This is a genomic window from Pseudarthrobacter sp. GA104, assembly GCF_009741265.1.
Classification (GTDB): Bacteria; Actinomycetota; Actinomycetes; order Actinomycetales; family Micrococcaceae; genus Arthrobacter.
In genome coordinates this window covers 3082322-3095143 of the sequence record NZ_WOWL01000001.1, presented here as the reverse complement: position 1 = coordinate 3095143, position 12822 = coordinate 3082322, and the positions used below count along the sequence as shown (strand labels likewise).

The 12822-nt window shown below is 68.7% G+C and carries 9 protein-coding genes; 6 read left to right on the top strand and 3 right to left on the bottom strand.

The window, feature by feature from the left end; all coding sequences use genetic code 11:
- The first annotated feature begins 31 nt into the window (after positions 1 to 31).
- The 4 genes from GK109_RS14085 to GK109_RS14070 are packed head-to-tail and all read left to right on the top strand — an operon-like array spanning position 32 to position 5341.
- Positions 32 to 1153 carry a glycosyltransferase family 4 protein gene (locus tag GK109_RS14085; protein WP_370460590.1) on the top strand — a complete coding sequence of 374 codons (1122 nt, stop codon included), beginning with the start codon at positions 32 to 34 and terminating at the stop codon, positions 1151 to 1153.
- On the top strand, positions 1150 to 2961 hold the full coding sequence (locus tag GK109_RS14080) for an ABC transporter ATP-binding protein (RefSeq protein WP_370460589.1): 1812 nt from the start codon (positions 1150 to 1152) through the stop codon (positions 2959 to 2961). Before GK109_RS14085 ends, GK109_RS14080 begins: the two co-directional genes overlap by 4 nt.
- The gene (locus GK109_RS14075) at positions 2958 to 4199 is read left to right on the top strand and encodes a phosphotransferase enzyme family protein (RefSeq protein ID WP_157241311.1); all 1242 of its coding nucleotides are present in this window, start codon (positions 2958 to 2960) and stop codon (positions 4197 to 4199) included. Before GK109_RS14080 ends, GK109_RS14075 begins: the two co-directional genes overlap by 4 nt.
- On the top strand, positions 4196 to 5341 hold the full coding sequence (locus GK109_RS14070) for a phosphotransferase (RefSeq protein WP_157241309.1): 1146 nt from the start codon (positions 4196 to 4198) through the stop codon (positions 5339 to 5341). The genes GK109_RS14075 and GK109_RS14070 overlap by 4 nt, the downstream gene beginning before the upstream one ends.
- On the opposite strand, the gene GK109_RS14065 is transcribed toward GK109_RS14070, so the two are convergent.
- Entirely contained in the window at positions 5338 to 6711 is a 1374-nt protein-coding gene (locus GK109_RS14065) for a UDP-glucose/GDP-mannose dehydrogenase family protein (RefSeq protein WP_157241307.1), read from the bottom strand. The two genes, GK109_RS14070 and GK109_RS14065, sit on opposite strands and share 4 nt — an antisense overlap.
- 69 nt (positions 6712 to 6780) lie before the next feature.
- Entirely contained in the window at positions 6781 to 8856 is a 2076-nt protein-coding gene (gene pta, locus GK109_RS14060) for a phosphate acetyltransferase (RefSeq protein WP_157241305.1), read from the bottom strand.
- Positions 8857 to 9121: 265 nt separating this feature from the next.
- Here pta and GK109_RS14055 point away from each other — a divergent pair, with 265 nt between their 5' ends.
- Together GK109_RS14055 and paaK are read left to right on the top strand one after the other, a co-directional pair.
- Positions 9122 to 9604, top strand: a complete 483-nt coding sequence (locus GK109_RS14055) for a hotdog fold thioesterase (RefSeq protein WP_157241303.1) — start codon at positions 9122 to 9124, stop codon at positions 9602 to 9604.
- Positions 9605 to 9610: 6 nt separating this feature from the next.
- On the top strand, positions 9611 to 10960 hold the full coding sequence (paaK, locus tag GK109_RS14050; RefSeq protein ID WP_157241301.1) for a phenylacetate--CoA ligase PaaK: 1350 nt from the start codon (positions 9611 to 9613) through the stop codon (positions 10958 to 10960).
- 24 nt (positions 10961 to 10984) lie between these two features.
- Here the strand turns inward: paaK and GK109_RS14045 are convergent, their stop codons facing one another.
- Positions 10985 to 12805, bottom strand: a complete 1821-nt coding sequence (locus GK109_RS14045) for an MBL fold metallo-hydrolase (protein WP_157241299.1) — start codon at positions 12803 to 12805, stop codon at positions 10985 to 10987.
- Between the last annotated feature and the right edge of the window lie 17 nt (positions 12806 to 12822).

The window sequence follows — 12822 nt, the reverse complement described above, 5'->3', positions numbered from 1 at the left end:
AGCTGGGGTGGCGGCAATGGCTGGAAGACGGGTGGCTTATCTTTCCGTCGATCCCGGCGTTCCTGTGTTCGGGAGCAAAGGCGCGTCCGTCCACGTCCAGGAAATTGTCCGCAGCTGGCGCAACCGCGGGGCCGAGGTGACGATCTACTGCACACGGAACGGGACGGACGTTCCTCCCGACCTGGCAGACGTCCCTGTCGTGGTGCACCCCATCAAGGCCGCCACAGGCGGGAATCGTGAGCGGGCACAGGTGCGGGCTGCGGAAAGCCTTGCTGCGCAGGTGATTCGGGATGGCGCCGATGCCGTCTACGAGCGCTACTCCCTGTTCAGCGACGCACTCCAGCGCGTCACGGAGGCATTGCGGATTCCCGGCTTCCTGGAGGTCAACGCACCGCTCATTGACGAACAGCGCAAGTACCGGGAGATCCACGACGAGGAAGCAGCCCTTGACTGCCTGCGCGGCCAGGTCCGGGCCGCCAGCACGGTTGCCTGCGTTTCGGCACCCGTCCGTGACTGGGTGCTGGACCGTACCGGCCCTGGCGCGCGGCACGTGATCGTCACCCCGAACGGTGTGAACGGCCACCGCATCAGGCCGTCACCCGAGACCGCGGGCAGGCCGGTTGTGGTGTTTGTCGGGACACTGAAGCCATGGCACGGTGTGCGGACGCTGCTGGAAGCCCAGGCTGCTGCCTCACGCGTTTGGGCACTGAAGATCGTAGGCGACGGACCCGAGGGGCCAGCGCTGCGCGCCCTCGCTGCGGACCTGGAGCTGGACGTCGAGTTCACCGGTGCTGTTCCGCCGGACGATATCCCCGCCGCCCTGGCCGGCTGTGCAATCGGGGTGGCCCCCTATCCTGCCCTGGACGATGACGCGGAACACTACTTTTCTCCTTTGAAGATCTACGAGTACTGCGCGGCCGGCCTTCCGGTCGTGGCCTCAAGGGTGGGCCAGGTTCCCGGAATCATCGAGCACGGGGTCACCGGCCTGCTCGTGGATCCTTCCAATGCCGGCCGGCTGGCAGGTGCCATCGATTCCCTCGTTGAGGCTCCAGGCACCCGGGCTGCGATGTCGGCAGCCGCCCGGCGCGTTGTCCTGGAGCGGCACAGCTGGGACAGTGTGCTGGCGCGCATCACAGAAGGCGCAGCCCTGTGAGCAGACCGCGGGAACGGCCATTGCGGCGCACGCTCGCCATGGTGCGTCCCCACCTTGCCGGGCACAAGTGGCTGATGGCGGGAGGTGTGACGGCGCTGCTCTTCGAGGTGGCCTTCCGGATCCTGGAACCTTGGCCGGTGAAATTTGTGGTGGACGCGGTCACCCGGAGCCTTGGTGCGGACCTTGGCGGTCCCGGGCCTGCGGCAGGTCCGGGTCTTCTCCTCGCCTGCGGGGCTGCGGTGCTGCTGATCACGGTATTGCGCGCACTCAGCAATTTCCTGGCCACTGTGGCGTTTGCCTTGGCCGGTTCACGCGTCGCCACGGAGCTGAGGGCACGCGTTTTCGACCATGTCCAGTCCCTCTCTGCCCGCTACCACGCGACATCACGGACCGGTGACACGGTGCAGCGGCTCGTGGGCGACGTGGGCCGGCTCCAGGAAGTTGCCGTCAGCGCCGGCCTGCCCCTGCTGGCGAACTGCATCACGCTCGTGGCGATGGCCGGGGTCATGTTCTGGCTGGACCCGCTGCTGGCTCTCACCGTGCTCGCCGCCTGTGCAGCATTCGTGGCCGTCTCCAGGGGGAGCACGGGAAGAATAACGACGGCGGCCCGCCGCACCCGCAAGGGTGAAAGCTCACTCGCCAATACCGCGCAGGAGAGCCTGGGAGCCATCCGTGTCGTCCAGGCGTACGGTTTGGAAAGCGCGCTCGCAGTCCGCTTCAAAGGCAGCAACGCCAGGACGCTGAAGGACGGGGTGCAGTCCCGGCGCCTTGCCGCCGCACTGGAGCGCCGAACCGATGTCATAGTCGGCCTGGCGGGCGCGGTGGTCTTGACGGTCGGGGGCTGGCGCGTGACTCAAGGCGCCATGACTCCGGGGGACCTGGTGTTGTTCCTCATGTACCTCAAGACGGCGATGAAGCCCCTGCGGGACCTGGCAAAACATACCGGGCGCATAGCCCGCGCCGCGGCATCCGGGGAGCGGGTGGCTGAACTCCTCGAGGAACACGTGGAGATCACCGATGCACCCGGCGCCACTCCCCTTGGCACAGTGCGCGGAGCGATTGAATTCCGGGGAGTTACCGCCGCCTACATCGCTGGCCGGCCAGTGCTGCGCGGGGTGGACCTCACCATCCCGGCGGGTCGCAAGACCGCCATCATCGGACCATCCGGATCCGGGAAGTCCACGCTCGTGTCCCTGCTGGCGCGCATGCTCGACCCGGTGGAGGGTTCGGTGCGGATCGACGGGCGGGACCTCAGGGACGCCACGTTGGGTTCGGTCCGCTCGGCCCTGGGTGTCGTCCTGCAGGAGGCGGTGCTGTTCGCAGGAACCATAAGGGAAAATATCCGCTACGGCCGGCTGGACGCCTCTGACCGCGAGGTGGAGCAGGCGGCCCGCCTCGCCCATGCCCACGGGTTCATCGCAGCGTTGCCGGAAGGCTACGACACCGTGGTCGGCGAGCGGGGCGGCACTCTTTCGGGCGGCCAGCGGCAGCGCCTGTCAATTGCACGGGCCCTGCTCCGGGATTCACCGGTGGTGGTTCTCGATGAGGTGACCACCGGACTGGACCAGGCATCCCGTGCCGAGGTGATGGCGGGCCTGGACACCTTGACCAGGGGGCGCACCACGGTGTGGATCACCCATGAGGCCTCGGTGGCCCTGGCCTGTGACAGGGTGGTCTGGCTGCAGGACGGGCAGGTTCTGCTGGACGGGCCGCCCGATGAGCTCGTCGGCTATCCGCTGTTCGCCTCCTGGCTCGCGCAGCAGCTCGCAGCCGCCCGCGAGGCCCCGGCAAGGACGGAGACAGCATGAGCAACACAGGGACTTTCCCCGGCACCGCTGCCGGTCCTGCCGGGCCTCCCGTGGACAAGGGCCTGCCCGTTCTCGACCTCTTCTTCGATGCCTCCCGCCTGAGCCACGCCTTGGGACGGCCGGCCCGGGCGGACCGCATGCGGCATAAGCCGGGCGTCTCGGCGGTGGCGCGGCTCCAGGACGGGCAGGACACGCCGCAATGGATTGCCGCGTACCACCCGTCCGCCGTCGAGAAGGCCGAAAAGATCCTGCACCGAAGCAGGCAATGGTCCACCGGGGCCTCCCGCGTGGTGCAGATAGGAATGCCAGGCTTTCCGGGGTACCAGGTGCTTACGGGGCCCCTGCAGATGGACGGGAAGCTGCACAAACCCCTGGCCCACTTCACCCGTTCCGGCTTACCCGGGGGCATGGCCGGGAGCCGGATCCTGAACTACAACCCGTTTCGGCGCGTCGTATTCACGGTGGGGACTGATACGGGGGAGCTCGTCTGCAAGGCCACGTCCACGCCTTTCCCCGGAACGGCAGCCCTGCTGGTCCGGCTGGGCGGCGCCGGCGTCCCGGTGGTGCCGGAATGCCTCCCGGAGGCCCTGCCCCCGGGCATTCCCCGCTCGCGGAGCCTTCGCTACTACCCGTGGTTCGGCATGGGCCACCTCGGCTCCCCCGGAGAGAGCACGGCGACGCGGCTCACTGAACTGACCCATGAAACCGGAAGGGCACTGGCACGGCTTCACTCGCTGGGACCGCTGCCCGGGGCACAGGCAATGCAGGGCAGCCCGGCGGCGAGGCTTTCCGCCTCGGTGCGGCACCATGCGAGGCTTGCCCCGGCACTGGCCGCCCGGCTGGACCGGATACATGGAAGACTGCAACCGGTGGTGGACATCAACTCAGGCCAGACCCTCATCCACGGTGACTTCTCCGCGGACCAGGTGCTCGTGGACGGGACCCGGATCCGCCTGATCGACTTTGACCGCTGCTCCCACGGCCGTGGAGCATCGGACCTGGGGAGCTTCGCGGCCGTTGAACTCCTTGCTGCGGCTGCCGGTGCGGGCAGGCCGTCCCTCACTGCGGCCCTGCTGGAGGGCTACCGGTCAACGGGCCAGCCGGTCAGCGACGCCGAGGTGGTTGCCTGGACAGCCTTCCACCTGCTGGGCAGGCTGCATGAGCCGTTCCGAAACTGCAGGGACCACTGGCATCAGGAAATGGCAGACCGGCTGGCAACAATAGAGCAGATCCTGTGACGGGCCGGATCTCCTCCGCCCTGGCTGTGCTGCACGGGCCCGCGGTCCCGCGGGCCATGGGAACCGGCGTGACCGTCCGGAAGGTCTGGCCCGGTGCCAACGGCAGCCTGACATTTGAGGCCAGGGAAACCGACACGGGACGCATCCGCGCCGGCAGCGTATCCGGTGATGGTTGCATCCGGGCCACACCGTACGGGTGTGACCCCGCCCTGGAAAGCCTCAGGGACGCTGCACGCGGCAGCCAATTGCTGATCCACCGATACGGGCGGCGGGCGGTGCTCCGGCACGTGCACCCGGACGGGCAGTCCACTTTCACCAAGGTGGTGCGCCAGGGCAAGGCCCCGGCCCTGGCCCGAACGCACAGCCTCGCGGAAAAACTCCCGGAAACAACGGGTATCACCGTTCCCCGGCTCCTGCGGCAGGATTCGGGCAGCATTACGCTTTCCGCTGTTCCCGGCACGGACCTGCACCGCCTTGGCCGCGCCGCTGCTGCGGACATGCCCGGGACCGGCAGTGCCGCGCAGGCCGGCTGGGAAGCCGCTTGGCGGCTGTTCCCGGGGACGTGGCCGCACTTCGCCGAAGCGCCCCGAGGGGCACTGCCCTTCCATACAGCGGAAGACGAGTGCCGGACGGTGGCGCAATGGGCTGGACACGCAGACGCACATGGCGCCCTACAGGCCGCGGGCACGTCTCTTGGAGACGCCGTCGAAAGGGTGAACCTGATGCTGCTGGCCACGCCCGCGCAGGCTCCTGTCCTGTGCCACCGTGACCTTCACGACAAACAGATTCTCGTCGGCTCCCGGGAAGGGGGCCTCGGGCTGATCGACTTCGACACACTCTCCACGGCAGAACCCGCACTGGACCTTGGAAACCTGCTGGCACATGTGGAGTTCCGGTACTGGCAGGGGCTACTCCTTCGGGCCGCTGCAACCCACGCTGAAGGGCGGATACTTGAGGCCGCGGACAGCCTGTGCGTGGACCCGGCCCGGCTGCAGGCCTACCGCGTGGCTGCCGCCGTCAGGATTGCCTGCGTCTACGCGTTCCGGCCCCCGTACCGGCCCCTCGCCCATGACTGGTTCGCGCACATTTTGGGAAGGCTGGGGCAGCGGGGCGGGCATTCCCGGCTGGCGGACTTCGCCTAGACGGTGGCCGGCACGGCCGCAGGGAGTCCGGGCCGTCCGAGAGCCCGATAGGTCCAGCCCGCTGCGCGCCAGGCATCTGCGTCAAGGCAACTGCGCCCGTCTACCACCCCCATGCCCGAGACCAGCCCGGCCAGCCAGGTTGGATCCAGGGACCGGTATTCGTCCCAGTCAGTCAGGACCAGCACGGCATGCGAGCCCTGGACTGCCTCCTCCACGGTCTCCACGCAGTTCAGCGCCGGCAGAATCAGCGCCGCGTTACGGACCGCCTGGGGATCGGTCGCCGTCACGATCGCACCCTTGTCCTGCAGTTCTGCAGCGACGCTGAGGGCGGGCGACTCCCTGACGTCGTCGGACTGGGGCTTGAACGCCAGGCCAAGGACAGCCACCCGTTGACCCGCAAGCGAACCGCCGCACACCTCACTGGCGAGGTCCACCATCCTGGAGCGGCGGCCCGCGTTGATGGCATCAACCTCCCGCAGGAGCGCCTGGGCCTGGCTGGCGCCCAGTTCCCCGGCACGGGCCATGAATGCCCGGATATCCTTCGGGAGACAGCCGCCACCGAACCCCAGGCCCGCGTTGAGGAAGCTCCGGCCGATCCGGGCGTCGTAGCCAATGGCGTCCGCCAGCAGGGCAACGTCCGCCCCGGCAGCCTCACAGACATCGGAAATCGCGTTAATGAAGGAGATCTTGGTGGCCAGGAAGGCATTCGCCGAGACCTTGACCATCTCCGCCGTCTCATAATCCATGACCAGGCGGGGGCACCCGTCCGCCAAAAGCTGCCGGTACACCTCGTCCAGCACACGCTGGGGATGGGGCACCTGCCCGTCTGCGGCCCCCAGGCCGTCGCAGCCCGCAGGGCCGGGCAGGCCGTAAACCAGCCGATCCGGAGACAGCGTGTCCTGCACGGCGTGGCCCTCGCGGAGGAATTCGGGATTCCACACCAGCAGGGATCCGGCAGCTCCGGCGCTGAGTGTCGCGGCGATCTGCCGCGCCGTCCCTACAGGAACAGTGGACTTCCCAGCCACGATGTCGCCTGGCCTGAGATGCGGAATGAGCGCAGCAACAGCTGCATGGACGTACCTGAGGTCAGCCGCATACCCGTTCGGCTGCTGCGGAGTTCCGACCGTGATGAAGTGGACGGCGCACCCTGCCGCGTCGGCGATGTTGGTGGAATAGTGCAAGGTGCCGGCCTCGGCGCCGGCGGCCAGGAGCTCCGGCAGGCCGGGTTCGAAGAAGGAAGGCCGGCCAGCGGCCAAAGCCTGCACCTTCCCGGCGTCGACATCGATGCCCACGACGTCATGCCCGAGCCGGGCCAGCGCGGCCGAATGGACCGCACCGAGATAACCGCAGCCAATAACCGAAACCTTCATCGTGGCCTCCCCCGGGGCGTCTGGCCCGGCGCAGGCCGGACCAGGAGTATTTTCCGCTACCCTACCTGTTCACGCCTGCGCCTGGGCCTGGATGGCCGTGATGGCTACGGTGTTGACGATGTCCTCCACGGTGCAGCCGCGGGAGAGGTCATTGACAGGCTTCCGGAGCCCCTGCAGGACAGGCCCGACGGCGACCGCCCCCGAGCTCTGCTGCACCGCCTTGTACGTGTTGTTGCCGGTGTTGAGGTCCGGGAAGATGAACACGGTGGCCTGCCCGGCAACCGAGGACCCCGGCATCTTGGACTCGGCGATGGAGGCGTCCACCGCGGCGTCGTACTGGATGGGGCCTTCGACGGCGAGGTCCGGCCGGCGCTCACGGACCAGCTCGGTGGCCTGCCGCACCTCGTCCACCGCCTCCCCGGAGCCGGAGCCGCCCGTTGAGTAGGACAGCATGGCCACCCGCGGCTCCACCCCGAACTGGGCGGCGGTCTCCGCCGAAGCCAGCGCAATGTCCGCCAGCTGCTCCACGTTCGGGTCAGGGTTCACCGCGCAGTCGCCGTACACCAGCACCCGGTCCGGCATGAGCATGAGGAACACCGAGGACACGATCTTCACGCCCGGGCGCGTCTTCACGAACTCCAGGGCCGGCCGGATGGTGTGGGCCGTGGTGTGCGCGGCCCCGGACACCATGCCGTCCACCACGCCCAACTGGACCATCATGGTGCCGAAGTAGCTGACGTCCTGCATGATCTCCAGCGCCTTGGCCAGGTCCACCCCCTTGTGCGCCCTCAGCTCGGCGTACTTCTCGGCAAACTTCTGCCGGAGGTCCGAGGTGGCGGGGTCCACGATGCTGATGCCGGTGAGGTCGATGCCGTTCGCTGCGGCCAGTTCGCGGACGTCAGGCTCCGGCCCAAGCACGGTGAGGTCGCAGACGTCGCGCCGGTGCAGGATCTCCGCCGCGCGCAGGATCCTCACGTCCGTTCCTTCCGGCAGCACCACGTGCCGGCGCTGCGAGCGGGCGCGTTCGATGAGGTCGTGCAGGAAGCGCAGCGGCGTCATCCGCTCGGCCCTTGGCAGGTGCAGGCGCTCCACAAGTTCGGTTTCGTCCACCCGGCGGGACCACAGCCCCAGGGCGGAGGCAACCTTGCGGCGGTGCCCGGACCAGATCTCGCTGCGGACTTCGGAGACCCGGCGCGCGGTGGTGTAGGTGTCCTCCTTCGTGGCGAACACGGGGAACGGCGCCTGCGCCAGGAGCGGGTAGATGTTGGCGTCCGGTGCGAGCCCGCCGGTGAGGATGAGCGCGGATGCCACCGGAAATTCCGGCGAGAAGGATGAGGCCAGGCAGGCCACCATCACGTCGGCGCGGTCCCCGGGAACGATCACCAGCGCGCCCTCGTCCAGCACGTTCAGGAAGTTGCCCACGTTCATGGCCGCCACCTTGATGTCCTTGACGTCGCGCTCCATGTCCCGCCGGCCGGCGATCTGCCGGACCCCGAGCGCCGTGGCCACTTCACCGGTGGTGGGCCGGGCTATCTCCTCCAGTTCCGGCAGGACGTACACGGGCCGTTTGGACGCGCCGGGCTTTACCGCCGCCCCGATCGCTTCCACGTCCTCCGGGTCCGCACGGTTCACCAGGATGGCCAGGAGCGCGCACCGTTCTGCGGCAAGTTCCTTCCGGGCAACCTCGACGGCGGCCACGGCTTCTGCAACGGTGCGCCCCTTGGCGCCCACCACGGCCACCACGGGCGTGGCCAGGTTGTTCGCCAGGCGGGCGTTGAGGTCGAATTCGACGGCGGAGTCCTGGCCCACCAGGTCGGTTCCCTCCACGATCACCACGTCGCAGTGCCGCGAAATGTCCGCGAAAATTTCCACGCAGCGGGCATCGATCTCGGCGCGGTTGCCTTCCGCCAGCAGATCACGGACTTCGGTGTAGGTCAGGCCGCCGCGGCACCGCTCGTCCTCCAGCGCGAAGCGCGATTTCATCAGCGCCACCATCGGATCGGCCGTGGCATCCGGGCCGTGGACCACGGGTTTGAAGAAGCCGATCCTGTCCGCGTGCCGGTGCAGGGTGTCCGCCAGGCCCAGGGCAACAAGTGACTTGCCCGAGCCGGGGGTGGTTGCGCTGACGTAAATGCCTTTGGCCATGGTCCGCCCTTTGCTGTGCTGGTGCCGGTCCCTCCATCCTTGCACTTCCAACCCTCCCGCGCCGCCGCTGTACGTTCCCGCCCAGTTGCCGGCCGCCGTCGTCCCTTCCAGCCCAGTTTTCGAACGCCTCCCTGGACTGCCCCCACAGACTGCTGGCCTGGACCCTCCAAAACTGGGCTGGTCCGGCCGCCCTCCCCTTGACACAGGACCCCTCGATGGGATTACCTAATGAACATTCGGTAAATAAAGCTGGAGGCAATGACGCATGGCTGAAACCACCCTTTCCGGGCCCACGCACCAGATCCTGGAGAACGACTACGCCTCCGAGTGGATGGGCATCCAGGTCCTCGCCATCAGCGACGGGCACGCCACCATCCGGATGACCCTCCGGCAGGAAATGCTCAACGGCTTCGGCATGGCCCACGGCGGAATGATCTTCGCCTTCGGGGATACGGCGTTCGCCCTCGCGTGCAACCCCGCCGTGCCGGCACCCGGCGAGGAAAACAGCATCACCGTGGCCTCCGGCGTCGACATCAATTTCCTCAAGCCCGCCTTCCGCGGCCAGGTGCTCACCGCGGTGGCGGACCGCCGCTCCAGCGCCGGACGCAGCGGCCTGTACGACATCCAGATTTTCGCCGCCGACGCCCCGCCCGCCGACGCCGGCCAGCCGGGCGAGCCCACCCCGAACCAGCCAGGCGAGCTCATTGCCGAGTTCCGCGGACGCAGCCGCACCATCCCCAAGAAGTAGGAAACCATGACCCTGCATGCCCCCGAATCCCCCGCAGCCACCACAGCAGCCGGACTGGACCGCGAGGAGACCATCTCCCGCGACGAGCTCGAGGCCCTCCAGCTCAGCCGGCTGCAGCACACCGTTGCCTACGCCTACGAGCGCGTGCCCCTCTACAAGCGCAAGTTCGACGACGCCGGCATCCACCCCAACGACCTGCGTGAACTGAGCGACCTGGGCAACTTCCCGTTCACCACCAAGGACGATCTGCGCGAGGAATACCCGTTCGGCATGTTCGCGGTGCCGCAGCACGAAGTAGCCCGCATCCATGCCAGCTCGGGCACCACGGGCCGGCCCACCGTCGTCGGCTACACCAAGCAGGACCTGGCGGACTGGGCAAAGCTTGTGGCCCGCAGCTTCCGCGCCTCCGGCATCCGCCCTGGCATGAAGGTCCACAACGCCTACGGGTACGGCCTGTTCACTGGAGGCCTGGGTGCCCACGCCGGCGCCGAAGCCCTGGGCTGCACCGTCATCCCCATCTCCGGCGGCCAGACCGAACGCCAGATCCAGCTGATCCAGGACTTCAAGCCCGACGCCATCCTGGCCACGCCCACGTACCTGCTGACCATCGCCGACGCCATGGCCCACATGGGCATCGACCCCGCCTCCACGTCGCTGAAGTATGCGGTGCTGGGCGCCGAGCCGTGGACCGAAGAGATGCGGCACGAGCTCGAGGTCACCATGAACCTCAAGGCCTGCGACATCTACGGGCTGTCCGAGGTGATGGGCCCGGGCGTGGCCGGCGAAGCGGTGGAAACACAGGACGGCAGCCACATCTGGGAGGACCACTTCCGCCCCGAAATCATCGACGCCTTCAACCCGGTGGTGGGCAAGGAAAACGTCCTGGGCGACGGCGAGCACGGCGAACTCGTCTTCACCTCGCTGACCAAGGAAGCGCTGCCCATCATCCGGTACCGCACCAAGGACCTCACCCGCCTGCTCCCCGGCACGGCCCGCCCCGCGCACCGCCGGATGGGGCGCATCACCGGCCGCAGCGACGACATGATCATCCTCCGCGGCGTGAACGTCTTCCCGTCCCAGATCGAGGAAATCGCCCTCCGGATCCCCGAGCTCAGCCCGCACTTCCAGCTGGAGCTCACCCGCCCCGAGGGCCAGAGGATGGACCAGATGACGGTCAAGATCGAGCGCCGGGACAGCGTCACCGTTGAGCAGAGCACGACGGCGGCACGCACCTTGAAGGAACAGATCAAGATCCACGTGGGTTCTTCCTGCGCGGTTGACGTCGTGGAGCCGGGCTCGCTTGAGCGGTCCAACGGCAAGCTGCGGAGGATCTACGACCTGCGCCCCAAGGGGTAGCAGCCCAAGGGGTAGCCGCCGTGCTCAGGGCCGGTCTTCTCCCGGCACCATGAGGACGAGGTTTCCCGCAATGTCCCCGCGCTCCAGCCGGGCGTGCGCCTGCCGCGCCTCAGCCAGCGGGAACCGGTCCGCGATCACCGGGATGATTTTCCGCGCCCCGAGCAGTCCATAGAGCGTGGCCCACGCCTCCATCAGCGGCCGGCGGTCCAGCCGCCAGGACGTCGTCCCGTACAGCCGGATCCTCTTGCCCTTCGGGATCAGGTTCTGCCCTGCGGCCCGGGCCAGGAGGCGCAGGGTGGAGGCCGGGCTGCCGGGGTTGGCGTACTCCACCAGCACCCCGCCGGGCCGCAGCACGGCAAGGCCGGTATCGGCCCAATCCCCGCCCGCCCCGTCCAGGACTGCATCGACGCCGGAGGGCTCCAGCCTGCGGAGGGCCTTGACCACGTGGTCCCGCTGCGTGTCCAGGGGCACCACCCTGTGCTCAACGAGCCAGCGGTGTTTGGCCGGGATGTCCACCCCGTACATCCTGAGCCGCAGCAACCGGCCGAGCTGGACGATCGCCGTACCGATCCCGCCGGCGGCGCCGGTGACAAGGACGGCCTGCCCCCGCCGGATCCGGGCCACGCGGGAGAGGGCCTGGTGGGCCACCAGGTAGTTCAGCGCAACAACCACCACCTCGCCCGCGTCCAGTTCATCGGGAATCCGCATCATGGGGTGCGAGCTGGCGAAGATGTACTCGGCGTACCCGCCCTTCTCGGTCATCACCACCACCCGGTCCCCCGGCGCAACCGCGGTGACGCCCGCCCCCGTCGCATCCACCACGCCCACCACGGCGTAGCCGGGCACAAAGGGGAACGTCGGCGGGTAGGTGGAGAGCCCGCTGCGGGCCTGCACGTCAACGGCGCTCACGCTGCACGCCTCAACCCGCACCCTGGCCTCGTCCCGTCGCGGCGTCCGCAGCCGCCGTCGTACAACCTCCAGCACTTCCGGCCCGCCCATCCGGACAGCGGCCACGCAGCGGTACTCCAAAGGCGCCTCCGGCGCCGCGGTTGAAGCGGCGGCATTGTCCGCAGCACCGGCCCTGGCGGCCAGTTCTTCCAACTGGCGGGATGCCGCCGGCCCGGAAACCGCACGCCCGTGCCCGCTGGCCAGAACCCGAGGCCGAAGCCGGGCCAGCGCACCGATGGAAGCCTCCGCCGTCGGCCAGTCCCAGGTGGCAATCCGGGGCGGGCCGCTGACCCTGCGCGTCCGGCCCAGGAGGCCGCGCAGCGAGTTCACGTCAGTGGTCAGTACCGCGTCGCCGGTGAGCAGCACGCCGTCGGCCTCCCGAAAGAGGGCAATGTGCCCGGGTGTGTGCCCCGGGGTGGGCACGCACTTCCAGTCCGGAAGCCCCGGGACGCCGGCCGCCGGATCGAAAGGCCGCACGACGGCGGTCAGGTCCGTCGCGGGCATGGTCCCCTGCGGCAGGACCCGCTGCAAGGGACGCAGCACCCGGCGGTCGAGGGGGTTGGCGTATTCATCCAGCAGCTTCCCGGACGCCTGCGGCAGTTCATCCGGATGAACGAAGACCGGCACGTCCCATCGGCGGGCCAGGCCGGGGACGGCGCCGGTGTGGTCCGGGTGGATATGCGTCAGGATAATCGCTGCGGGCGTGCTGCTTTTTCCAAAGAGGGACTCCGCAGCGGCCGCAATCGCGTCGTCCGCCTTCGGCCAGCCGGCATCCACCAGCACCCAGCCCTGCCCGGAGCGGACAAAATAGACGTGGGAGGCGAACCGGCCGCTCCCGGTGGGCAGCTGGTACACGCCGTCCGCGACGGCTGTGGGCTGGGGTGTGCTGGGCCTCATGCCTGTCCGGCCTTCCT